This window comes from Azospirillaceae bacterium (genome assembly GCA_028283825.1).
Lineage (GTDB): Bacteria > Pseudomonadota > Alphaproteobacteria > Azospirillales > Azospirillaceae > Nitrospirillum.
The window spans coordinates 1058000-1082935 of record JAPWJW010000001.1; the positions used below are offsets into that span (position 1 = coordinate 1058000).

Sequence of the window (24936 nt, forward strand, 5' to 3'; positions counted from 1 at the left end):
AATTTTCTAAAATATACAATAGCCGAGCCTGGGCTAACGTGCGCCACGAATGCTTATAACAATAACGGCGATCTTTTGGCTGCCGCAAATCTCAACGATTGATTGCGCATCAATTTACATATTTGGCGATCGAATTTGTGCGATGCGGCATGCGCTGACACCACTGGACTACCGATGCCGGCCTTGAAGGGCGGCAACCAAACAAGAAAATCCGGGGGTCTCATGCCGTCACGCACACTCTCTGCCCGCCATTTGGCGGGAGCCAGCCTGCTTGCCCTTTCCTGGTCGTTCGCCGCCCCCATCACGGCCCACGCCGCCGCACCGGCGCCAGAGCCGGCGGCCGACGACCTGTCCGAAATCATCGTCACCGGCACGCGTGAGATCGGCAAGCGGGCGCAGGACAGCCCGACCAGCATCGAGGTGCTGGGGGCGGAGACCTTGCAGGCCACCGGCCAGACCAATGTGCTGGATGCCCTGCGCAGCACCCTGCCGTCCTTCACCGCCGACCAGTTCGGCGGCGACGTGGGCAACCTGGTGCGCTCCGCCCGCCTGCGGGGCCTGAGCCCCGGCCAGACCCTGGTGCTGGTGAACGGCAAGCGGCGGCACAACTCCGCCAACATCTATGCCGACGGCGGCCCCAACGGCGGGTCCAACCCCGCCGACCTGGATTTCATCCCGCTGGACGCCATCGACCATATCGAGGTGCTGCGCGATGGTGCGGCCGCCCAGTACGGGTCGGACGCCATTGCCGGCGTCATCAACATCATCCTGAAAAAGTCGGACAGCGGCACCCACGCCTCCATCCTGGGCGGCATCACCGGCAAGGGTGACGGCGGCACGGCCCAGGGCTCCGTCTCCCACGGGTTTGACCTGGGCGACGGCGGTTTCCTGAACGTCACCGCCGACTATCGCCATCACGACTTCACCAACCGCACGGGCGACGACCCCCGCGCCCCCGCCGGCACCACGGTGCAGGGCCGTATCTACGGCGATCCGCTGAGCGACGTGGTCAATGTCGGCTATAACGCGGAGGCGCCGCTGACGCCCAGCGTCACCTTCTACAGCTTCGGCACCGCCAGCCACCGCTCGGCGGAATCGTATGAGAACTGGCGCACCGGCAGCAGCATCCCCACCCTGTGGCCCAGCGGCTTTTTCCCGGAGGAAACCTCCAACGAATACGATGTGGGGTTCACCCTGGGGGCCCGCGGCGACAACCTGGCCGGCTGGCGCTGGGACCTCAGCAGCACCTATGGCCATGACTGGCTGAAGATCGGCGTCATCAATTCCGGCAACGCCAACCTGGCCAACCCCACCAGCGCCTTCTACAACCCGACCTACGCCCACCAGACCAGCTTCAACGCCGGCCAGCTGGTCTCCACCCAGGAGACCACCAACCTGGACCTGGTGCGCCAGTTCGATGTCGGCCTGTTCGCCACGCCGGTGAATGTGGCCTGGGGCCTGGAACACCGCTATGAGGCGTACGAGGTGGTGGCCGGCGAATACGGCAGCTACGCCGCCGGCGGCTCATCCTCCTACGCCGGCTTCACGCCGACCGACGCGCACACCGCCGACCGCAACAGTGCGGCCGCCTACATCGACCTGTCGACCCAGCTGGTGCAGAACTGGCAGTTCGAGGTGGCGGGCCGTATCGAGCACTACGACGATTTCGGCGAAAGCGAGAGCGGCCGTATCATCAGCCGCTACGACTTCACCCCCTGGCTGGCCGTGCGCGGCGCCGTCGGCAGCGGCTTCCGCGCGCCCACCCTGGCGCAGGAGTATTTCTCCGCCCTGAACGTCAGCCCGACCTCCGCCTCCCTGCAACTGCCGGTGAACTCGCCGGGCGCCACCCTGCTGGGGGTGCAGCCGCTGAAGCCCGAGACCTCCACCGAATACAGCGCCGGTATCGTGCTGGAGCCCATCCATGGCCTGCACGCGACCCTGGATTTCTACCAGATCGAAATCCAGAACCGCATCATCAACTCCGGCGCCTTGACGGGGGCGTTGGCCCAGTCCGCCATCCTGGCCAACGGCGCCACCCTGCCGGCCGGCATCTCCGCCGCCAATACCGCCGTGACCTTCTACCTGAACGGCGTCGACACCCGCACCCGGGGCGCCGACCTGAACCTGGACTACACCACCGACTTCGGCGCCGCCGGGTCGATCAAGTGGACACTGGCCGGCAACTACAACATCACCAGCATCCTGAAGCAGCAGGCCCCGCCCGCCGCCCTGGCCGGTGTCGCCATCCTGGACGCCACGGCCATCACCTCGCTGACCTCCTACGATCCGCGCAGCAAGATATCGCTGGGCGCCAACTGGAACCTGGGTCCCTGGGACGTGACCCTGCGGGAAACGCGCTGGGGCCACAGCTATTACGTGGCGCATGACTACAGCACCGCCGGCGCCTATGTGCCGCGCGCCGTCAGCCCGGCGTTCCTGACCGACCTCAACATCGGCTATCGCGTCACGGACGGTTTCAGGGTCGATCTGGGGGCGCAGAACCTGTTCGACCGCTATCCCGCCAAGACCGACCCGGCCACCCGCTGGTTCGGCATCAACGTCGACACCTATCCCCAGAACAGCCCCTATGGCTTCAATGGCGGCTATTATTACGTGAAGCTATCCGCTGATTTTTAAGGAATGAAGACCACCCGGGCGTCACCGGGTTCGTCCCAGGCCTGTGTCACCTCGGACAGGGGCACGGGCCTGGTGGCGACCTGGAGACCGGCGGGAACGGCGGCCTTCAGCACCCCGTCGATGGCCGCCAGGATGCGGTCCATCGGCACGCTGTTCAGGCCGCTGCCCATCAGCACGATGGCGGAGGACCGCAGGGCGGCGGCGGGCAGGGTGATGTCGCCGCCGCTGATCGACCCCACCTGGACGAAGCGGATGGGCACGCCCTCCGGTCCCGCCTTGGCGCCGGCGGTCAGCAGCAGTTCCGCACTGCGGCCCCACAGATAATCGATCACCACGTCCACGCCGGCGGCGAACTGTTCCTGGAAACGCCGCTCCACGGCGGCGTCGTCCCCGGTCAGGGGGATGACGATGTCGGCGCCCAGGGCCTTCAGGCTTTCCAGCACGGCGGCATTGCGGCCGGTGGCAATGACTTTGCCGGCCCCCAGATGCTTGGCGATCTGCACCGCCAGGCGGCCGGAGGCGCCGGTGGCCCCGTTCACCAGCACCGTTTCACCCGGCCGCAAATGGGCCCGCTCCACCAATGCTGCCCAGGACGACATGCCGGGAATGGCGATGGCGGCGGCGGTCACGTCGTCCAGACCGTCGGGCAGAGGCAGGCAGTGCGTGGCCGGCACCACCGTCCGTTCCGCCATGGCGCCGTTGGGGGCATCGGGCAGGGCGAAATAGACGCGGCGGCCGTCCTCCAATGTGCCCACGCCGTCGACGCCGACGATGAAGGGCAAGGTGGCCTTGGCGCTGTAATGCCGGCCCGACGCCCGGCCACGCACCAGTTGGCTGAGGGCGGCGGCGGTGACGGTCACCCGCATCTCACCGGCCTGGGCCACAGGCTCGGGGGCATCGCCGTAGATGGGGCTCTTGCCGGCTTCGGTCACCAGGGCGGCTTTCATCGTCTCATCCTCTCAATATGTGTATTTCGCACATAATTGAGCGGTGACCGAAGCGAGTCAAGCGGATATGTGCATCATGCACATATCCGCTTGGGGGCGCTGGACGGCCGTCAGGCCTGCTTCATGCGCGTCAGCGTCTTGTCGGCCACGCCGGTGAAGTTGTTGGACAGCAGGTAGCGTGGGCTGGACTGCACCCATTTGTCCAGGTCGATCTCCTCGAACTTGCCGGCATCCCAGGTCTGGACGATTTCCAGATCCTCGGTGCCGACGTTGCGGATGGCGTGGCCGAAACCCTGAGGGATGTAGGCGACGTCGCCGGGGCCGAACTCCGCCACCTTGCCGCGCCCGCCGGAGCCGAACAGCGCCACCTGGCCCTTGCCGCGCAGGTAGTAGTGCCATTCGTTGGCGTTGACGTTCCAGTGCAGCTTGCGCATCGCGCCGGGCTTCAGGGTCATGATGCCGCCCGACATGGTGTGGGATGCCGGGAACTCATCCACCGTGGCCAGGCGGAAGGTGCCGCCGTCGAAGTCGCGCACGGCGCGGGGATCGTTCATGAGGCGGAACTTGTGGGTGGATTCCTTGGGCCATGGCGCCTCCAGCGCGTCGGCCGGTTGCAGGATGGCGCCCTTCTGGATGTAGACCTCGCCCTTGGGGAAGGCGTCGAACAAATCCTTGGGGAAGCCGAACTCCAGGGCCAGCATCTCCTTCGGCGTCACGTCCACCCAGTCGGTGATGGAAAAGGTGCCGTGTTCGGAAAAGGCGCCGTTGTCGAACGACAGGATGAAATGACAGGGCTTGTCGCCGATGGTCTGGATGGAATGGCCGTGGCCCTTGGCGAAGTACCACAGGTCGCCGGGGCCGAAATTGTTGATCTCACTGGCGCCCGACGGCTCGATCACCACCGTCTGGCAGCGGCCCTCGATGACGAAGGCCCATTCCGCCGCGATGGCGTGCCAGTGCAGTTCGCGTGAGGCGCCGGGGTCCAGGAACATGTGGACGCCGGCGATGCCCTTGCTGATGGGGAACTGGTGGACCGTCGCCTCCTTGGCCCAGCCACCGGATGTCACCTTGGGCTTGTTGCCATCCAGCGAGAATTTGAAGTCCGGCATCTCCTCCACGTCCTTGGGGTCGTGGTAGGCGACCGTATCGCCCTCCGGCAACGGCACGGCCTGACGGGCGTAGCCGCCGTCACCGCCGCGCGCCATGAACTTGTCGGTGGCCTCCGCCACGCTGCTGAAGCTGACCATGCCGCTGGCGCCGATGGCCGCGGCCTCCAGAAAGCCCCGCCGGGTGCTTTTGAACATTCGAACCCTCCCTGTGTCCGTCACCGCCAGATGTCGTGCCCTGCGGTGATTTGTCTTTGTGCCCAACTATTGACGGGGCGAAAGGGAATCGGAATGCTCGGTTAATAGATAACAGTGATCGGCGATACCGATAGCAATCATGCTTGATCCGCTGCACCTGCGAACCTTTGTCACCATCACCGAGGTGAAGAGCTTTTCGGAGGCCGGGCGACAGCTGGGCTTGTCGCAATCCAGCGTCAGCGATCATGTCAAACGGTTGGAGCAGTTCGCCGGCCAGCGGCTGTTCGACCGGGACACCCATTCCAATGCCCTGACGGACCATGGCCGGGCCATGCTGGAATTCGCCCGGTCCATCCTGGACACCACCGCCCGCGCCCGCCGTCATTTCGCGCAATCCACCCGCCGCCGCCTGTTTCGTTTCGGCGTGTGTGAGGATCTGACCACCGGCTGGCTGTGTGACCTGGTGCGGCCTTTCGCCGTGACCCATCCCGACGTCGATATCGACTTCACCATCGCGCTCAGCCGCACATTGACGGAGATGTTCGATGAGGGCCGGCTGGACATGGCGCTGTGCAAGCGCTGGCCGGAGGGTGACCGTGGCCGCCTGGTGTTCCGCGACCGCGTGGTGTGGACGGCGGCCACGGCCCAGCCGGTGTTCCGCGACGGAGAGGCGCAACTGGTGCTGTACCCGCCACCCAGCATCACCCGCTTCATGGCGCTGACGGCGCTGGAACGGGCGGCCACCCCCTGGCGCATCGCCTGCACCAGCGGCGACCTGAACGGCCTGGCCATGGCAACCCGCATCGGCCTGGGCATGATGGCCCATTCCAGCCGCCTGATCCCCGAGGGGCTTCAGGCCTGTGATGCCGACCCCCGCCTGCCCGACCTGGGCCAGGTGGAATTCGTGCTGCTGGAAAAGAAGGCCGGCGACCGCAAGTTCCTGACGGAGATGTCGCAGGCTATCGCCGTCAAGGCGGCGGCGGAGGCGGCGTGAGCTTGTGCGCGGTTTCCGCCTTTCACCGTATGCTCTGCCGGTCCGTAGGGTTCTAAGCTGATTGAAGGTCGGAAAATTGACCTGATGTCACTGGCTGGGTATCGTGTACTTGAGTTTATTGCGCGCGGGTTATCATGCAAAACGCCAAAGCTCACGAAACCACCGTTGTGGTCAGCATGCCGGACGATCTTAAGGTCGCCCTGGATGCGGAAGCGGCACGCAAAGACGTCAGCGTCTCCGACGTTGTTTTGGAGGCTGTGCGGCAGCGCCTGAACGTGGCGGCCCCCCCGCAAGCAGATGATGACGACCGTAAGGCGGCCTTCGCCCGGCTGCGTTCGTTTGCCGGTGTTGGCGTCGCCGCTGTCGGGCCGCAAGGCGACGCTGATATCATGCGCCGTATCCAGGAAATCCGGGAAGACTGAAAACGGCAATGGCCAAGCCGGGGATCGGGCAGGGTCTTTAGAGCGGAACGCGATCAGGTGATTCCACCTGATCGCGTTCCGCTCTAATCCTTCAATGGCGCCAGTAGCGCCGCCATCCGGTCCGGTCTGCCCTTGGCCCGTTCCAGGCGCGGATACCGCAAGCCGCCGGCATAGTCGATGCGGGCGGTGACCGCCTGGCCATCGACCTCCAGACCTAGGGTGACGGGGGTGATGGCGGCGTTGCGCACCGCCTGGGTCAGCGCCTCGGCGGTGTAGGGTGCCCCGTTCACCGTCTGGATGCGGTTGCCGATGCCGACGCCGGCGCGGAAGGCCGGGCCTTGCCAGGCGACGGTGCGGACCACGCCGCCCTTGCCGACCGACAGGCCGATGGCGTAGCCCAAATCCAGGGCGCCGCCGTCCACCTCCGCCTGGCGGAAGGCCTCGGTGGGCGTGTCGGTGAAGACCAAGCGGTAGCCGGCGCGCGCCAGGCCGTCCAGCAGGCCGGCATCGTCGTGCGTTTCCAGCCGGTGGGTGAAATAGGCGGCCCAGTCGTAGGGGACCAGGGCGTTCAGGGCGCTGCAAACGTCGTCGAAGGTATAGGGCCGGATGAGCTGGCCGCCCACGGGTGCCGGCGGGCTGGCGAAGAAGCTGCGGGCGAAATCATCCAGGCTCTTGGTTCCGCCGCTTTTCTCCCGCAGCAGCATGTCGACATCCAGCCACAGTAGCACGCCCTCGGGATAATAATCCTCCCGCCGTTGCCAGTCGCGCCACGACACGGCGTGGCCGATGTCGAACAGGGGGTCGTTGGTGCTGTCGCCCAGCGACTTCCAAGACCGGCCGGGCCGCGCCTGCATGGCGGCGGCGTCCAGCGCCAGCATATCCAGCGTGTCCTGGCCGCCGCGCAGGCCGGCGCGCGCCGCCAGCACATGGCCCCAGTACTGGGTCAGCCCCTCATAGACCCACAGCAGGCCGTCGCGCGTGGGGGTGTTGAAGTCGGCCGCCGCCATGTCCGCCGGCTGGCGGTAGCGGCCGTTCCAGGCATGGACGTATTCGTGGGCGATCAGGTCCAGGTAGGTCAGCTGGTGGGCGGCGTCCGTGAAATAGCCCGGCGACAGCATGTTCTCGCCCGAGCGCAGATGCTCCACCCCGCCGCCGGATTGCATCAGGTCGGTCAGGGTGACGATGGCGTCGTAATGGTCGTAGGGCGCGCCGCGGAACAGGCGGCGCGTCTGTGTCACCAAGGCGCGCAAGCCCGCCAGCTGGTCCGGCGTGACGGCCAGGCTGTCGGGCCTATCGGCCAGCAGGTCCAGGCGGACAGGGGCGCCGTCGCCGCCGAGGTCGGCCTGGGCGACATGGCGGCCGGCATAGACCGGGCCGTCCACCAGGGTTTCCAGCAAGGTGGGGGCGTAGGTGATGGTGTCGCCATCCGTGCCCTGCCGGTCCAGGGCGCCGACGGCCTGGAAGCCCGGCGGCAGGCGCAGGCTGGCCGCCACCGTCAGGTCACGGACAGGATGGCCCGCCGGGTACAGCAGCATGGATTGCCACTGCACCGTCAGCAGGTCGCGCGTCATGGCCAGGGCACCGGTGCGCGTGGGCGACAGATACTGGAAGTCGGCGGTCACGGCCAGGGCGCCCGCCGGCACATCGACATGGAAGGCGTGGACGTCCACCGGATCGCGCTGCCAGGGAAGCCGCTTGCCATCCACGGTGATGACCAGGCCCGCCAGGTCGGCCACGGCCACGGTGGGGGCGTGGCTGGCGGTTTCCCAGCGGGGATACAGCAGCGTCAGTGGGCCCGGACCCGCCACCGGGATGGTTTCATGCACCGTGAAGATGCGGTGCGCGGTATCGGTCGCGTCCACCGACAGCGTCAGGGCGTCGGACGTATCGGCCCAGGCCCCGTGGCACAGCGCGCCCAGGGCGGCCGACAGAAGAAGAACGCGCCGCTTCAGACCCATGATGATGAACGATGCCCCACCGCTTCAAACAGTGGGGTCGCTGTGCCAGGCCGGGGGCGCCCGTGTCAATCGCGGCCGTCACAGCCGCCCCCGGTCCCGGAACCCGCGTTAGGCGGGTACGCTCAGCGAAGCCATATCGATCACGAAACGATACCGCACGTCGGCGCGCTCCATCCGTTCGAACGCAGTGTTCACCTCATCCATGCGGATGATCTCGCAGTCCGGCAGGATGTTCTTCTCGGCGCAGAAATCCAGCATCTCCTGGGTTTCCGGGATGCCGCCGATGGGCGACCCCGCCAGCCGGCGGCGGGCCATGACGAAGGGGACGGTGCTGGGCGCCTCCAGCGGGCCGATCTGGCCGACGATGACCAGGGTGCCGTCCACGTCCAGCAGCGACATGTAGGGGCCGACATCGTGCTTCACCGGCACCGTGTCGATGATCAGGTCCAGGCTGGACTGGGCCTGGGCCATGGCGGCGGCGTCGGTGGAGGCCAGCAGGCGGTTGGCGCCCAGGGCCAGGGCGTCCGCCTCCTTGTCCTTCGTGCGGCTCAGCACCGTCACGTCGGCGCCCATGCCCGCCGCCAGCTTGACCGCCATGTGGCCCAGGCCGCCCAGGCCCAGCACGCCGACGCGGCTGCCGGGGCCGACCTTCCAGGTCTTCAGCGGCGAGTATGTCGTGATGCCGGCGCACAGCAGGGGGGCGGCGCGGGACAGGTCCAGCCCGTCCGGCACGCGCAGGGCGAATTCCTCACGCACCACCAGGTGCTTGGAATAGCCGCCGTAGGTGGGCTCGCCCGTCAGGCGGTCCTGGCCGTTATAGGTCTGGGTATTGCCCTGGCGGCACAGCTGTTCCTCGCCCTTGCGGCACTGGTCGCATTCCTGGCAGCTGTCGACCAGGCAGCCGACGGCGACCGCGTCGCCCACCTTGTGGCGGGTGACGGCGCTGCCGACCTCGATCACCCGGCCGACGATCTCGTGCCCGGGCACGATGGGGTATTGGCTCCAGCCCCAGTCATCGCGGGCCTGGTGCAGGTCGGAATGGCAGATGCCGCTGTAGAGAACCTCCATCACCACGTCGTTGGGGCGCGGGGTGCGCCGGGCGAAGGTGAAGGGTGCCAGCGGCGCGTCGGCGGATTGGGCCGCATATCCCATGGTCAGCATAGTCAACTCCTTGGATCTGCCGCGTCCTGGCCCCTCACGGGCTGCGGCGGCCCGTAGGAAGGCATCGTTCGGGGACGCTGACTATGCCCAAAGTCCGCAAGAGCTTATGAAGTAGAAGATACAATATGCCGTGTTCTCCGGCTGTTCCCTCAAGCGCCGGGCGTCGACATCCGCCGGCTTGGCTGATCCTCGGTTTCCAGTCCGCTAACGCTTCCCGGAAACCTCCGGCGGACGCGTCGCATCCTACAGCGGCATGAAGCCATGCTTCATGCCGCCGCGTCGGTCCAGCGCTGGCGCGACAGCCGGTCGGCCAGGAACGTGGCCAGCGCCTCCACCTTGGCGGGGCGGTTGCGCAGGCTGGGGGTGACGAAATAGACGCCGCCGGACGGGAGCTTCCACTGCGGCAGGATGGTCACCAGGCGGCGGTCGGCCAGGTAGGGGGCGGCGATGAACTCCGGCAGTTCCGCGATGCCGATGCCCTCCAGCACGGTGGGCAGCAGGGCATCGACGTTGGTCACCCGCAGGGGGCCGGTGGGGGCCACCGTCGCCTCCTGCCCATCGGGGCCGGTGAAACGCCACACGTCCTGGCGGGCGCGGTAGGCGTAGCCCAGGCAATGATGGGCGCGCAGTTCGTCCGGATGTTGCGGCAGGCCATAGCGCGCGATGTAGCTGGGGGCGGCCACGATGCCCCGGCCCATGGGGCACAGGCGGCGCGCCACCAGGGACGAGGCGTCCTCCATCACCGCGATGCGCAGGGCGGCGTCGAAACCGTCGCCCACCAGGTCCACCTGGGCGTCGCTCAGGTGCAGATCCACCGTCACCTGGGGATATTGCCGGAAGAAGGCCGGCATCAGCGGCGCCACCCAGCGCAGGCCGAAGGACATGGGCACGGCCAGGCGGATGGTGCCGCGCGGGGTGGTGGACAGTTCGCGGGCGGAATTCTCCGCCTCCTCCGCCTCGGCATAGACGCGGGCGGCGCGCTCCGCCACCGTACGGCCCAGGTCGGTCAGGGCCAGGCTGCGCGAGGTGCGGTTGAACAGGCGGCCGCCCAGCCGCTCCTCCAACCGGCTGACGGCCCGCGACACGGTGGCGACCGAGACGTTCAGGGCGCGGGCCGCCCCGGCGAAGGACCGTTCCTCCGCCACCTTGGCCATCATGGCCAGCCCTTCGAAATCCGGTAACGACGACATCGTCCAATCCGCAACGGTGAAGCCCCATCCTTTCTATTCTGGTGGGGCGCGCTGCGGTGAGCGATTTTTTATTCGGGGACTGGCCCCGTGCTGCCCCGCACCACCAGGCGGTGGGGCAGGGTGATGGAGCGTGCCGCCGCCTGCCGCCCGGCCAGGATGTCCAGCAGCAGGCCCACGGCGGCGCGGCCGATCTGTTCCATCGGCTGGCTGACGGTGGTCAGCGCCGGGTCCAGGTAGCGGGCGTAGCGGATGTCGTCGAACCCCACCAGCGACACCGCGTCCGGACAGCGGCGGCCCAGCCGGCGCAGGGCGGCCAGGGCGCCCATGGCCATCTCGTCACTGAAGCAGAACAGGGCGGTGGGGCTGTCGGCCGCCCCGTTCCCCAGCAGGCTCAGCGTCTCACGCTCGCCGGACTCGACGGAGAAGTCGCCGGTGGCGATGCGCAGGTCCGCTTCCGCGCCGTGCGCTTTCGCGGCGGCATGGACGCCGGCCAGGCGGTCGCGGCTGATGGGGCTGTCCAGCGCGCCGGTGATGACGCCGATGCGGCGATGGCCCAGGCCGTACAGATGGCCCATGGCCTCGGCCGCGGCGGCGGCGTTGTCGATATGGGCGCCGGACACGCCCAGGTCGGCGCTGAACTCACAGCCGTTGACCACCGGTGCCGCCGCCCCCTGGCGGGCCACCAGGTCGGCCAGGGCGTCGGGCAGGCGGTGGCCCAGGAAGACCAGGCCGTCGGCCTCCTTCCGGCGCAGCATGGCGGCGTATTGCTCCTCCCGCTCCGGCGCGTTGCGGGTGTCACCCAGCAGCACGGAATAACCGGCGGCCTGCGCCGCCTCTTCCGCGCCGCGGATGACGCTGGAGAAGAAGGGGTTGGAGATGTCGGGCACGGTCACCACGATCTTGGCGCTGCGCAGGGTGCGCAGGCTTTTGGCGGCGTGGTTGGGCTCATAGCCCAGGGCATCCACGGCCACCAGCACCCGTTCGCGCGTCGCCTCGCTGACGATTTCGGGATTGCTCAGCACGCGGGAAACGGTGGCGGTGGAAACCCGGGCCTTGCGGGCGACGTCTTGGATGGTCGGCATGATGGGGGCGAGGGTGCTGTCGAAAGGGTTCCGCTGGCAAGGGTTGCGACCGTGGGGCGGCGCTGTTATTCAATGTAAACGATTTCATGAACGGGAAAGGCGCCGAAGATGTCCGACGGACCGCTGCGTATGGCCATGGTGGGCGGTGGCCCGGGCGCCTTCATCGGGCCGGTGCACCGCATGGCGGCCGAGCTGGACGGCCGCATCCGGCTGGTGGCAGGGGCCTTCAGCCGCGACGCGGACAAGTCCAGGGCGGCAGCGCTGGGCTATGGCATCGACCCGGCCCGGGCCCATGGCGACTATCGCCGGATGCTGGCGGCGGAGGCGGCGCGGCCGGACGGCGCCCGGCTGGTGGCCATCGTCACCCCCAACCATCTGCACTTCCCCGTGGCCAAGGCGGCGCTGGAGGCCGGTTTCCACGTGCTGAGCGACAAGCCCGCCACCGCCACCCTGGAAGAGGCGGTGGAACTGGCGCGGGTGGTGGCGGACAGCGGCCGGCTCTATGGCCTGACCTACACCTACACCGGCTACCCCATGGTGCGTGAGGCGCGGGCCCTGGTGGCGCGGGGCGACCTGGGCGCCGTGCGCAAGGTGGTGGTGGAATACTCCCAAGGCTGGCTGTCGGACGCGGTGGACAGTGCCCAGGCCGCCTGGCGGGCGGACCCGGCGCAGTCGGGCCTGGGTGGCTGTATCGGCGACATCGGGGTGCACGCCTTCAACATCGCGGAGTTCGTCAGCGGCCTGGCCGTCACCCGGCTGAACGCCGACCTCAATCATGTGGTGGCCGGCCGGTCACTGGATGACGACTGCAACATCCTGCTGCGCTTCGGCGATGGCGTGCCGGGGGTGCTGGTTGCCTCCCAGGTGGCGGCGGGCGACCGCAACGGCCTGCGCCTGCGCGTCTATGGCAGCCGGGGCGGGCTGGACTGGTGCCATGGGGCGCCGGACGTGCTGACGCTGAACTGGCTGGACCGGCCGACCCAGGTGCTGCACGCCGCCAGTCCCTACCTCACCCCGGCGGGGCGGGGGCCGGCGCGCCTGCCCACCGGCCATCCGGAGGGCTTCATCGCCGCCTTCGCCAACATCTACCGCGACTTCGCCGACGCCATCGCCGGCGGGGCGACCGGGGCGCCGGTGCCCACCATCCAGGACGGCGTGCGCGGCATGGCCTTCGTGGCGCGGGCGGTGGCGGCCAACGGCGCCGGCTGGGTCGATCTGTGAAGGGGGCATGACGGCGATGCGCACGATCAAGGGGCCGGGCATCTTCCTGGCGCAGTTCGCGGGCGAGGCCCCGCCCTTCGACACGCTGGACGGCATCGCCGGCTGGGCGGCGGGGCTGGGATATGCGGGCGTGCAGCTGCCCACCGGGCCCGGCGGCCTCATCGATCTGGAAAAGGCGGCGGAAAGTGCCGTTTATTGTCAGGAAATCACCGGTAAATTGGCGGCCCACGGCCTAGTGGTGACGGAACTGTCCACCCATCTGCAAGGCCAGCTGGTGGCGGTGCATCCGGCCTATGATGCCCTGTTCGACGGCTTCGCCCCGCCGGCGGTGCGGGGCAAACCGGCGGCGCGCCAGGCCTGGGCGATGGAGCAATTGACGCTGGCCGCCAAGGCCAGCCGCAATTTGGGCCTCAGCGCCCATGCCACCTTCTCCGGCGCCTTGGCCTGGCCATACATGTACCCCTGGCCGCAGCGGCCGGCGGGTTTGGTGGAGGAGGCGTTCGCCGAACTGGGCCGGCGCTGGCGCCCCATCCTGGACGCCTTCGACGCGGCCGGGGTGGACCTCTGCTTCGAACTGCACCCGGGGGAGGATCTGTTCGACGGCGCCACCTTCGAGCGTTTCCTGGATGAAGTGGGCCAGCACGCCCGTGCCAATATCCTCTATGATCCCAGCCACTTCGTGTTGCAGCAGCTGGACTACCTGGCCTTCATCGACCGCTATCACGCCCGCATCCGCGCCTTCCATGTGAAGGATGCGGAGTTCCGGCCCGACGGCCGCGCCGGGGTCTATGGCGGCTATCTGCCGTGGGTGGAGCGGCCGGGGCGTTTCCGCTCACTGGGCGACGGGCAGGTGGACTTCAAGGCCATCTTCGCCAGGCTGGCCCAGTACGACTATCCCGGCTGGGCGGTGCTGGAATGGGAATGCGCGCTGAAGCATCCGGAGCAAGGGGCGGCCGAGGGCGCCCCTTTCATCCGCGACCACATCATCCGCGTCACCGACCGCGCCTTCGATGATTTCGCGGGCGCTGGCGTTGACCATGCGCTGATCGACACGCTGCTGGGCACGCGCCCGGTGTAAAGAACCAGAATAGCGAAGAAAAACAGAGGAAACGGGCATGCTTCACCTTCCATCCTATGCGCCCCGGCGCCGCGCCTTCCTGGCGGGCGCCCTTGCCGCCGGTGGCCTCAGCGCCCTGGGCGCGCGGGCGGCCGCGACGCCTTTCTTCAAGGCCAAGGGCCTGCCCATCGGCTTGCAGCTCTACACCCTGGGTGACGCGGCGCGCAAAGACCTGCCCGGAACCCTGAAGGCGGTGGCGGACATCGGCTATCGCTCGGTGGAACTGCCGGTGTTCTATGACCGCACGGCGGCAGAACTGGCCACTGCCTTCAAGGCGGCGGGGCTGGTGTGCGAAAGCGCCCATGTGCCCGTCCACCCCTACGGCCCCGGGCCGGCCCCCAGCCTGGCGGGCGACCTGGACGCGCTGATCGCCGACGCCCACACCCTGGGCCTGAAGTTCATCGTCATGCCCATGTTCCAGATCCCGGAGCGGCTGGACATGAAGCCCCGGCCGGGGGAGGATTTCGGCGACGCCCTGGCCCGCGTGGCCGGCCAGTTCACCGTGGATGACTGGAAGGCGACGGCCGCCTTCCTGAATGAGAAGGGCGCCGTCCTGAAGCGGGGCGGTGTGCAGATGGCCTACCACAACCATAATTTCGAGTTCGCGCCGGTGGGCGGTACCACCGGTTACGACATCCTGCTGTCGGAGACCGACCCCGACCTGGTGAAGATGGAGATGGACATCGGCTGGGTCGGGGCGGCGGGCCTGGATCCCCTGGCCCTGCTGAAGGCCCACCCCGGCCGCTTCCGCCTGATGCACCTGAAGGATATCAAGGCCAGCACCGTGCCCAACGCCGCGCTGAAGATGGACCCGGTGGAGGTGGGCGCCGGCACGCTGGACTGGCACGCCCTGCTGCCCGCCGCCGTGGCCGCCGGCGTCCGCCATTTCTATGTGGAGCAGGAGCCGCCGTTCACCCGCCCACGCCTGGATGCCGTGCGCGACAGCTTCCAGTACCTGGACCGGCTGACGGTTTGATTGTCCCGGTGACAAGGCCGGACGTGCCTTGATGGGGTGGGGGCCTTAAGCTGTCACCCCATGACCATCCTGACCCTGATCGGCCGCGCCACCTCCATCAATGTGCGCAAGGTGCTGTGGACCTGCCGCGAACTGGATTTGCCGTGCCGCCTGGATGAGGGGCCGGCGGATCCGGCACGGCGGGACGCCTTGCTGGCCCTGAACCCCGCCGGACAATATCCGGTGCTGCTGGACGACAGGCTGGCGGCGCCGCTGACCCAGTCCAACGCCATCTGCCGTTACCTGGCCACGCGGCAGGGGCGGGACGATCTGCTGCCGGTGGCTCCCGGCGCCCGCGCGGTGGTGGAACAATGGATGGACTGGCAGGCCACCGACCTCAACGGCGCCTGGCGCTATGCCTTCATGGCCCTGGTGCGCCGGGCGCCGGGCTTCGGCCATGCGGCGGACGTCGCGGCCAGCGTTGCGGCCTGGAACGCCGCCATGGTCCTGCTGGACCGGCGTCTGGCGCAGACCGGTGCCCATGTGGCGGGGGCCGCCTTTACCCTGGCCGATATCGTGCTGGGTCTGTCGGTCAACCGCTGGCGGCTCAGCCCCATCGCCCGGCCGGCCCTGCCGGCGGTGGAGGATTACTGGCGGCGGCTGGGTTCAAGGCCAGGTTTTGCCGATCACGTGGACAACGGCGTGCCCTGACACCTCCGAAAGCGACCCTGGCGGCCGGGGCGGTTCCGCGCCATCATCCGGCCCCAAGAAACGCCGGACAAGAAACGCGAAAAAGGGGGCTGCATGCGGGTTTTGGCTTTCATCGGGCTTGCGCTGGCGGTCGCGGCCGGTCCCGTCCGGGCGGCCGAAGGGGGCGCCGGCCCGGCCATTCATATCGAGGATGTGGTGGACTTCTACCGCGTCTATGATTCGGGCCACGGCGCGCCCACGGCCGAGGCCTTGCAGGGCTATCTGGACCACGGCAGCGACGGGCTGCACCAGTTCGCGCAGTTGCGCCAGCTGACCGGCCCGTCCATCGCGGCGGCCATGGCAAAACAACCGAAGATCTACGCCGACGCCAAGACCTGCCTGGATCTGCTGCCGGCGGTGAAGCGGCGCCTGGGTGTGGCGCTGCGCCGCCTGGGGGACATCTATCCGGCGGCGCGCTTTCCCCCCATCACCATCCTGGTGGGGCGTGCCAATTCCGGCGGCACCACCAGCCCGTCCGCCGTGCTGATCGGGCTGGAGGCGCTGTGCAGTGCGGGCTGGATGGACCCCAATCCCGAGAACCGCTTCGTCCATGTGGTGGCGCATGAGTACGCCCACGTGCAGCAACCGGCCAGCGATGTGGAGCCTGAGCATCCCACCTTGCTGTTCGCCGCCCTGCTGGAAGGCGGGGCGGAGTTCATGGCGGAACTGACATCCGGCGATGTCGGCTACGTCACCCTGAAGGCCTGGACCAAGGGCCGGGAGGCGGAGATTGAGACCCAGTTCGCCACCGACCGGGACAAGACCGACCTGGCCGCCTGGCTGTACAACGGTATCGGCACGCCGGAGCGGCCGGGCGATCTCGGTTATTGGGTGGGGTACCGCATCGCCAAGGCGTTCTACATCCATGCGGCGGACAAGCGCCAGGCCATCGCCCGGCTGCTGACGGTCAATGCCGATACGGCCAAGACCTTCCTGGACGACAGCGGCTGGGCGCCTGGCATTTCCTTGCCTGACCGGGTGTCGCCGCCGTGATTGGCGGCGATCCTGGTAAATTAAGCAAAGTTAACAATCCGCCCACGCTGGCTCAATGCGCTGGGGCCTAGCGTCCGGCGCCAAGGTGCCCTTGTTGGATGACGACGACGACGATGTCCCCACCGTTCCCCTTCCGCCCCTCACGCCAGGCTTTCCTGGCCGGCGTGGCCCTGCTGGCGCTGGCCGGCTGCTCCGTCGGACCGGATTACCAGCGGCCCCAGATCGCGGCCCCGGATGCCTGGCGCCCGGCAGACGCCCCGCCGTCGGCCGATGCCAAGCCCGCCCCCAAACCTGCCACCGACCCGTGGCCGGCGACGGACTGGTGGAAGGGGTTCGGCTCGACCCAGCTTGACGCCTTTATTGCCGAGGCGGAGTCCGCCAACGACGATTTGGCCGTCGCGGTGGCCAAGGTGCGCGAGGCCGACGCCCAGGCGCAGGTGTCGGGGGCGGCGCTGCTGCCCAGCGTTGGGCTGGACGGCAACGGGCAGCGCGACCGGGCCAAGAATTACCTGGGCGTGCCCAAGACCGGCAACAGCTATAGCCTGGGCCTGAGCGCCAGTTACGAGCTGGACTTCTGGGGCAAGAACCGGGCGACGGCCGCCGCTGCCATCGCCACGGCGGACGCCAGCCGGTACGACCTGGCCACCGTGCGCCTGACCATGCTGAGCGATGTCGCCACCAGCTATTTCCAGTCGCTGGAACTGCGCGAACAGGTGCGGGTGGCCGAGGACAACCTGGCCAATGCCCAGTCGGTGCTGGATGGCCTGCGCCGGCAGGCGGACGCCGGCATCGTGACCGCCCTGGACGTGGCGCAGCAGGAAACCACCGTCTCCACCCTCAATGCCGCCGTGCCGCCGCTGCGCAAGCAGTATCGGCAGTCGGTGGATGCCCTCGCCATCCTGCTGGGCCGCATGCCCGAACAGATCGAGTTGGCCGAGGGCGACACCCTGGCCAGCCTGTCGCTGCCCGAGGTGACGCCGGGCCTGCCCTCGGAACTGCTGGCCCGCCGGCCGGATGTGGCGGAGGCGGAATCGCAGCTGATCGCCGCCAACGCCAACATCACCGTGGCGCGCGCCGCCTTTTTCCCCAGCATCGACCTGACGGCGTCGGGCGGCTACGCCAGCGGCGCCCTGTCGAAACTGTTCGACCCCGCCAGCGGCCTCTTCACCCTGGCCGCCGGCCTGACCCAGCCCATCTTCGAGGGTGGCGCGCTGGAGGGGCAGTACGCCAACGCCCAGGCCAAGTATGACGAGCTGGTGGCCACATACCGCAAGTCCGTCCGCTCCGCCTTCGCCAATGTCGAGGACGCGCTGACCGCGGTGCGCGAGACCACCGAGCAGTTGGCGCGCCAGGAACAGGCCACGGCCACGGCCCGCCACGCTTATGAGCTGGCGCAGGCCCAGATGGCGGCGGGCACCATCACCATTCTGACGGTTCTAAACACGGAAACCGCGCTGTTCACCGCCAATGATGCGCTGGTGCAGGCACGGTTCGCCCGCCTGCAGGCCCTGGTCGGCCTGTACAACGCGCTGGGCGGCGGCTGGAGGCAAAGCTGAAAATGAAGAAGTTCCCCGCAAAGATGCGCATCAGCCGTACGCGCGCCGTCATGGCCGGCCTGGGCGGCGTCTTCGTCCTGGCGCTGGCCGGGGCTGAGTTGCTGCCGACCGAGCATTCCAACGCCGCCGCCCCGCCCAAGGGGCCGAACGCCGTGGACGTGGACACCGCCGTCGCGACGGCGGCCGACACGCCCGTCTACCTGGCGGGATTGGGCGCCGTCCAGGCGCTGAACACGGTGACGGTCACCAGCCGCGTGGACGGCGCCCTGGACCGGGTGTTTTTCACCGAAGGCCAGGTGGTGAAGCCCGGCGACCTGCTGGCGCAGATCGATCCGCGCACCTACCAGGCGGCCTACGACCAGGCGGTGGCGACCAAGGCCAAGGACGCGGCCCTGCTGGCCAACGCCAAGGTCGACCTGGAACGCTATGCCAAGCTGGCGCCGCAGAACCTGGCCAGCAAGCAGACCGTGGACACGCAGAAGGCCTTGGTTGCGCAGTATGAGGCGCAGCTGAAGGTGGACCAGGCGGCCATCGACAACGCCAAGACCCAGCTGGACTACACCCGCATCACCTCGCCCATCCAGGGGCGGACGGGCATCCGCCAGGTCGATCCCGGCAACAACCTGCACGCCACCGGCACCACCGGCATCGTGGTGGTCACGCAGCTGCAGCCCATCTCCGTCATCTTCACCCTGCCGGAAGAGGATCGGCTGGCCGTGGCCCAGGCCATGCACGCCGGCCCCTTGCAGGTCAACGCCGTGTCTCGTGACGGCAAGACGGATCTGGCCACCGGCACCGTCATGCTGGTCGACAACCAGATCGACCAGACCACCGGCACCATCAAGCTGAAGGCCAGCTTCCCCAACACGGACGAGCACCTGTGGCCGGGTGAGTTCGTGAACGTGAAGGTGCTGAAGCAGACCCGCCAGAACGCGCTGACCATCCCCACCGCCGCCATCCAACGGGGCCCGAAGGGCCTCTACGCCTATGTCGTGAAGCCCGACAGCACCGTGGAGATCCGCCCCGTGAAGACGGCGGAGGATACGGGTGGCGTCACCGTCGTGACCGACGGCCTGAAGGCCGGCGAACGCGTGACCATCAGCAACGCCTATCGCCTGCAGGACGGCGCCAAGGTCAGCTTCGGTGGCGGTGAAAAGGCCGCGGATGCCAGCCCGGCGGGGAGTGCCAAGCCATGAGCCTGTCCAGTCCCTTCATCCACCGGCCCATCGCCACCTCGCTGCTGATGCTGGGCGTGCTGCTGGTGGGTCTGGTGGCCTATCCGCTGCTGCCGGTGGCACCCCTGCCGCAGGTGGACTTCCCCACCGTGGTGGTCACCGCCACCCTGCCGGGCGGCAGCCCGGAGACCATGGCCTCATCCGTGGCGCAGCCGCTGGAATACCAGTTCGCTGAAATCCCCGGCCTCAGCCAGATGACGTCCGTCAGCACGCAGAACACCAGCCAGGTGACGCTGCAGTTCGACCTCAGCCGTAACATTGACGCCGCCGCGCAGGACGTGCAGACGGCCATCGACGCGGCCGGCGGCCAGTTGCCCAAGAACCTGCCGTCGCCGCCGACATACCGCAAGGTGAACCCGGCCGACGCCTCCGTCCTGGTCTATTCCGTCCATTCCGACAGCCTGCCCCTGACCCAGGTGGACGATTACGCGGAAAACGTCATCGCCCAGCGGCTGTCGCAGATTCCGGGCGTGGCCCAGGTCAGCATCGGCGGCCAGCAGAAGCCGGCGGTGCGGGTGCAGGTGGACCCGGCCAAGATCGCGGCCCTGGGCATCCAGATGGAGGATGTGGCCACCGTCATCACCAACGCCACGGTGAACGCGCCCAAGGGGTCCATCAACGGGCCCGCCCACAACTTCGTCATCTATACCAACGACCAGCTGCTGAAGGCCGAACCCTGGAACGACGTCATCGTCGCCTACAAGAACGGGGCGCCGGTGCGCATCCGCGATATCGGCGTGGCGGTGGACGGGCCGGAAAACAACCAGCTGATCGCCTGGCAGAACAAGGGCGAGGGCATCCTGCTGCAGGTGTTCAAGCAGCCGGGCGCCAACATCATGGACATCGTCAACAACGTGGAAAACGCGTTGCCCGGCGTCATGTCGGCGGTGCCGCCCTCGGTGCGCATGGACAAGGTGATCGACCGCACCACCACCATCAAGGCCTCGGTCGCGGACGTGCAGTTCACCCTGCTGCTGACCATCGCCCTGGTCGTGCTGGTCATCTTCCTGTTCCTGCGCAACCTGTGGGCCACGCTGATCCCCGGCGTCACCGTCCCGCTGGCCCTGTTCGGCACGGCGGCGCTGATGTACCTGCTGGGCTTCAGCCTGGACAACCTGTCGCTCATGGGCCTGACCATCGCCGTCGGTTTCGTCGTCGACGACGCCATCGTGATGGTGGAAAACATCTATCGTCACCTGGAGGAGGGGGAGACCCCGGTCCAGGCGGCGCTGAAGGGCGCCAGTGAGATCGGCTTCACCATCATGTCGATCAGCGTGTCGCTGGTGGCGGTCTTCATCCCGCTGCTGCTGATGGGCGGCATCGTCGGCCGCCTGATGCGCGAATTCGCCATCACCGTCACCATGACCATCGCCGTGTCGGCCTTCGTCTCGCTGACGCTGTCGCCCATGATGTGCTCCCTCTTCCTGAAGGATGAGAAGCACGCCAAGCACGGCCGCGCCTACCTGTTCATCGAAGGCTGTTTCGACTGGCTGGTGGCCAAGTATGGGAAGGGCCTGGACTTTGTGCTGCGGCACCAGTTCCCGACCCTGATGGTGTTCTTCGCCACGGTTGCGGCCACCGTCTTCCTCTATATCCAGATCCCCAAGGGCTTCTTCCCGCAGCAGGACACCGGCATCATCTCGGGCATCGCCGACGCCTCGCAGGATGTGTCCTTCACGGAGATGGTGCGCCTGCAGCACCAGCTGATGGACATCGTCGCCCAGGATCCGGACGTGGCCGCCTGGGGCACCTCGGTGGGCGGCGGGTCCCGCCCCATCAACAACGGCTTCGTCGTCATCGGGCTGAAGCCGCGGGATGAGCGGTCGGCCTCCGCCGACCAGATCATTGCCCGGCTGCGGCCCAAGCTGGCCAAGGTGAAGGGCGCCACCCTGTTCCTGCAGGCGGCCCAGGACCTGAACGTGGGTGGTCGTACCTCGCGCACCCAGTACCAGTACACCTTGCAGGACGCCAACCTGGTGGAACTGAACGAGTGGGCGCCCAAGCTGCTGGCCAAATTGCAGGGCCTGCCGCAGCTGCGCGATGTGGCCACGGACCAGCAGAACAACAGCACCACGCTGAACATGGTGATCGACCGCGACCAGGCCTCCCGCTTCGGCATCCAGCCGGCGCTGATCGACAGCACGCTCTACGACGCGTTCGGCCAGCGCCAGGTGGCGCAGTACTTCACCCAGCTGAACAGCTATCACGTGGTGCTGGAGGTCACGCCCGGCATGCAGGCCGACCCGGCCACCCTGAACAAGCTGTACATCACCTCACCCCTGACGCAGCAGCAGGTGCCGCTGTCGACCTTCGTGAAGTTCGACACCGACCACGTCAACTTCCTGTCCATCACCCACCAGGGCCAGTTCCCGGCCGTCACCCTGTCCTTCAACCTGGGTGCCGGCGTGTCCCTGGGCGAGGCGGTGGACGAGATTCAGAAGGCGTCGGCGGAACTGGGCATGCCGTCCTCCGTTTCCGGCACCTTCCAGGGCACGGCCCAGGCCTTCCAGTCATCGCTGAAGACCCAGCCCTACCTGATCGCCGCGGCCTTGGTGGCCGTCTACATCATCCTGGGCATGCTGTATGAAAGCTACATCCACCCGCTGACCATTCTCTCCACCCTGCCGTCGGCGGGCGTGGGGGCGCTGCTGATGCTGATGATCTTCCACTATGACCTGTCGGTCATCGCGTTGATCGGCATCATCCTGCTGATCGGCATCGTGAAGAAGAACGGCATCATGATGGTGGACTTCGCCATCCAGGCGGAGCGCCAGCAGCACATGGCGCCCATCGAGTCCATCCGTCAGGCCTGCCTGCTGCGCTTTCGCCCCATCATGATGACCACGATGGCGGCCCTGCTCGGCGCCCTGCCGCTGTGGCTGGAGAACGGCACGGGCTCGGAACTGCGCAAGCCCTTGGGCGTCACCATGGTGGGCGGCCTGATCCTCAGCCAGATTTTGACCTTGTTCACCACGCCGGTGGTCTATCTCTACCTGGACCGGGTGAACGAGTGGCTGGGCCGCCATGGCATCAAGCGCCGGGAGATCCCGGAGAATGAGCCGGGCGACAGCCATGGCCATGAGGTGGCGCATTGATCAAAGGCCCGGGATGCCAGCGGCATGAGAATTTGTCTCATGCCGCTGTAGGATGCGACCGCATCCGCCGGAGGTTTCCGGGGAGCGGAGCGGACTGGAAACCGAGGACAAGCCCAAGCCGGCGGACGCCGGCGCCCGGGGTTTGAGGGGGCATTTGATCCGATGAAGGTTCTGCTGGTTGAGGATAACGAACGGGTGTCGCGCTTCGTCGTGAAGGGCCTGCGTGAGGCCGGACACACCGTGGAACATGTCGACAATGGCCGGGACGGCATGTTCCTGGCCACGGGTGAGCCGTTCGACGTCATCGTCATGGACCGCATGCTGCCGGGCGATGTGGATGGCCTGACCATCATCGAAACCCTGCGTAAGCTGGGAACCCAGACGCCCGTCCTGATCCTGAGCGCGCTCAGCAGCGTGGATGAGCGCATCAAGGGCCTGCGCAGCGGCGGTGACGATTACCTGACCAAGCCCTTCGCCTTCGGTGAGTTGCTGGCCCGGCTGGACGCCCTCATGCGCCGGTCACCCACCGGCACGGCGCCGGAGACCAGTCTGACGGCGGGGGATTTGCGCATGAACCTGCTGTCGCGCAAGGTGACGCGGGGGGACCGCCCCATCACCCTGCAGAACCAGGAGTTCAAGCTGCTGGAATACCTGATGCGGCACGTGGACCAGGTGGTCACCCGCACCATGTTGCTGGAGGCGGTGTGGGGATACCACTTCGACCCCCAGACCAATGTGGTTGACGTGCACATCAGCAAGCTGCGCCAGAAGATCGATTGCGAGCCGGAGACGCCGCTGCTGCGCACCGTGCGCAACGCCGGCTACATGCTGACCACGGGCGGTTGAGGTGGCGGGGAAGGCGTCCATCCTGCCCCTGCGGTCCTCCGCCTTCACCCTGGCGCTCAGCTATGTGTTCCTGGGCGTGGTCAGCCTGGTGCTGTTCGCCGTGCCGCTGGGCTACGCCTGGCGGGTCACCATCGATGAGGGCCGCACCGAAATCCTGGAAGAGGACGCCCGGCGTTTCACCGAGGTGTTCCGCCAGCGGGGGCCGCAGGGGCTGGCGGACTTCCTGAATGAACGCATCGCCATGCAGATCGCGGGTGAGCGCATCTTGCTGTTCAGTGACCGGTCGCATGTGCTGCTGACCGGCAATCTGCCGGCCTGGCCCGAGAATATTCCAACCAAGCCCGGCCTTTTCACCGTGCCTGTCACCATCGGTGGCCAGACGGTGGATCTTCGCCTGATCCACGTGGCGCTGGCGGGGGGATACAACCTGGTGGTGGCGCGGGACTATTCCCGCTTCCGGCCCCTGGAGACCGGCTTCTGGTACAGCCTGTTGGCGGCGGTCAGCGTCCTGTCCCTGTTGGGCCTGATCGGTGGTTTCGTCATCCGCCGGGCGGTGCTGCACCGTATCGACAGTCTCAGCAGTTCCGCCACCGGCATCGTCCAGGGTGACCTGTCGCGCCGCCTTCCCACCAGTGGCGGCCGGGATGAATTCAACACCCTGACCCGCACCATCAACGGCATGCTGGACCAGATCGAACAGCTGGTGCACGGCGTGCGCAATGTCTCCAACGCTATCGCCCACGATCTGCGCACGCCGTTGGCGGAGTTGCGGTCGCGGCTGGAGGAATTGAGCGTCACCCGGCCGCCGGCACCTGAGACCTTCGCCGAGATCGACGGGGCGGTGGCCGATGTCGACCGCGTCATCGGCATCTTCAACGCCCTGCTGCGCCTGGCGGAGATCGACACCGGCGCCCGACGCTCCGGCTTCGTCGAGGTCGATGTGGCGGAGGTGGCGGCCGGGGCAGTGGATTTCTACCTGCCGGCGGCGGAACTGAAGGGCATCGCCCTGACCTTCCGGGGCGAACAGGGGGCCGGCACCGTGCCGGGGGACCCGGTGATGCTGGCCCAGGCGGTGGGCAACCTGATCGACAACGCCCTGAAGTTCACGCCCGAGGGCGGCGCCATCACGGTGGCGGTGGCGCGCCTGCCCGACGGCGCCACGGAGATGGTGGTGGCCGACGACGGCCCCGGCATTCCCGATGCGGAAAAGCCCCGGGTGACGGAACGCTTCTACCGTGGCGACACCGGGCGGGGCACGCCCGGTGTCGGCTTGGGTCTCAGCCTGGTCAGCGCCGTGGCCAAGGTGCACGGCGGTGCCCTCGACCTGGCTGACAACCACCCCGGCCTGCGCGCCCGCATGATCCTGGGTTAGATTTTCTAGGGCTAGGTCCTCCCGCCCTCAAGCGCCGGGCGCCAGCATCCGCTGGCTTGGCTGATCCTCGACTTTCAGTCCGCTTCGCTCCCGGAAAGTCT

19 protein-coding genes are annotated in these 24936 nt (G+C 67.8%); 13 read left to right on the forward strand and 6 right to left on the reverse strand.

The features are described 5' to 3' along the window. Positions 1-222 precede the first annotated feature (222 nt). Positions 223-2637, forward strand: a complete 2415-nt coding sequence (locus PW843_04270; protein ID MDE1145821.1) for a TonB-dependent receptor — start codon at positions 223-225, stop codon at positions 2635-2637. On the opposite strand, the gene PW843_04275 is transcribed toward PW843_04270, so the two are convergent. Further along, on the reverse strand, positions 2634-3584 hold the full coding sequence (locus PW843_04275) for a zinc-binding alcohol dehydrogenase family protein (GenBank protein ID MDE1145822.1): 951 nt from the start codon (positions 3582-3584) through the stop codon (positions 2634-2636). The two genes, PW843_04270 and PW843_04275, sit on opposite strands and share 4 nt — an antisense overlap. 110 nt (positions 3585-3694) lie before the next feature. Beyond that, entirely contained in the window at positions 3695-4888 is a 1194-nt protein-coding gene (locus tag PW843_04280) for a cupin domain-containing protein (protein MDE1145823.1), read from the reverse strand. A 139-nt stretch (positions 4889-5027) separates the two neighbouring features. Here PW843_04280 and PW843_04285 point away from each other — a divergent pair, with 139 nt between their 5' ends. Beyond that, the gene (locus tag PW843_04285) at positions 5028-5882 is read left to right on the forward strand and encodes a LysR family transcriptional regulator (protein ID MDE1145824.1); all 855 of its coding nucleotides are present in this window, start codon (positions 5028-5030) and stop codon (positions 5880-5882) included. Positions 5883-6016: 134 nt separating this feature from the next. Then, positions 6017-6304: a hypothetical protein gene (locus PW843_04290; protein MDE1145825.1), complete on the forward strand. Its 288-nt coding sequence runs from the start codon at positions 6017-6019 to the stop codon at positions 6302-6304. An 83-nt stretch (positions 6305-6387) separates the two neighbouring features. Here PW843_04290 and PW843_04295 read toward each other — a convergent pair whose 3' ends face one another. The 4 genes from PW843_04295 to PW843_04310 all read right to left on the reverse strand — a co-directional run bounded on the left by PW843_04295 (position 6388) and on the right by PW843_04310 (position 11695). Then, positions 6388-8262: a peptidase M61 gene (locus tag PW843_04295; protein ID MDE1145826.1), complete on the reverse strand. Its 1875-nt coding sequence runs from the start codon at positions 8260-8262 to the stop codon at positions 6388-6390. 108 nt (positions 8263-8370) lie between these two features. Beyond that, positions 8371-9423, reverse strand: a complete 1053-nt coding sequence (locus PW843_04300; GenBank protein MDE1145827.1) for an NAD(P)-dependent alcohol dehydrogenase — start codon at positions 9421-9423, stop codon at positions 8371-8373. A gap of 266 nt (positions 9424-9689) precedes the next feature. After that, positions 9690-10613 (reverse strand): LysR family transcriptional regulator, encoded by a 924-nt coding sequence (locus PW843_04305; GenBank protein ID MDE1145828.1) that lies wholly within the window; start codon positions 10611-10613, stop codon positions 9690-9692. Between the two features lie 68 nt (positions 10614-10681). After that, positions 10682-11695, reverse strand: coding sequence for a LacI family DNA-binding transcriptional regulator (locus PW843_04310; GenBank protein MDE1145829.1), 1014 nt, complete (start codon positions 11693-11695; stop codon positions 10682-10684). Between the two features lie 108 nt (positions 11696-11803). Between PW843_04310 and PW843_04315 the strand changes: the two genes are divergently transcribed. The 10 genes from PW843_04315 (at position 11804) to PW843_04360 (ending at position 24835) form a co-directional block, all read left to right on the forward strand. Next, positions 11804-12916: a Gfo/Idh/MocA family oxidoreductase gene (locus tag PW843_04315; protein MDE1145830.1), complete on the forward strand. Its 1113-nt coding sequence runs from the start codon at positions 11804-11806 to the stop codon at positions 12914-12916. Between the two features lie 16 nt (positions 12917-12932). Then, positions 12933-13994 carry a sugar phosphate isomerase/epimerase gene (locus tag PW843_04320; GenBank protein MDE1145831.1) on the forward strand — a complete coding sequence of 354 codons (1062 nt, stop codon included), beginning with the start codon at positions 12933-12935 and terminating at the stop codon, positions 13992-13994. A gap of 37 nt (positions 13995-14031) precedes the next feature. Next, on the forward strand, positions 14032-15009 hold the full coding sequence (locus tag PW843_04325) for a sugar phosphate isomerase/epimerase (protein MDE1145832.1): 978 nt from the start codon (positions 14032-14034) through the stop codon (positions 15007-15009). Between the two features lie 60 nt (positions 15010-15069). Beyond that, the gene (locus PW843_04330) at positions 15070-15699 is read left to right on the forward strand and encodes a glutathione S-transferase N-terminal domain-containing protein (protein ID MDE1145833.1); all 630 of its coding nucleotides are present in this window, start codon (positions 15070-15072) and stop codon (positions 15697-15699) included. A gap of 93 nt (positions 15700-15792) precedes the next feature. Further along, the gene (locus PW843_04335) at positions 15793-16731 is read left to right on the forward strand and encodes a DUF2268 domain-containing putative Zn-dependent protease (GenBank protein ID MDE1145834.1); all 939 of its coding nucleotides are present in this window, start codon (positions 15793-15795) and stop codon (positions 16729-16731) included. A gap of 98 nt (positions 16732-16829) precedes the next feature. Next, complete coding sequence (locus tag PW843_04340) at positions 16830-18287, forward strand: efflux transporter outer membrane subunit (protein MDE1145835.1); 1458 nt, start codon at positions 16830-16832, stop codon at positions 18285-18287. 2 nt (positions 18288-18289) lie between these two features. Next, complete coding sequence (locus tag PW843_04345; protein MDE1145836.1) at positions 18290-19483, forward strand: efflux RND transporter periplasmic adaptor subunit; 1194 nt, start codon at positions 18290-18292, stop codon at positions 19481-19483. Further along, positions 19480-22617, forward strand: a complete 3138-nt coding sequence (locus PW843_04350; protein ID MDE1145837.1) for an efflux RND transporter permease subunit — start codon at positions 19480-19482, stop codon at positions 22615-22617. Before PW843_04345 ends, PW843_04350 begins: the two co-directional genes overlap by 4 nt. Before the next feature lie 162 nt (positions 22618-22779). Then, on the forward strand, positions 22780-23463 hold the full coding sequence (locus PW843_04355) for a response regulator transcription factor (GenBank protein ID MDE1145838.1): 684 nt from the start codon (positions 22780-22782) through the stop codon (positions 23461-23463). A 1-nt stretch (position 23464) separates the two neighbouring features. After that, entirely contained in the window at positions 23465-24835 is a 1371-nt protein-coding gene (locus PW843_04360) for an ATP-binding protein (protein MDE1145839.1), read from the forward strand. Positions 24836-24936 lie beyond the last annotated feature (101 nt).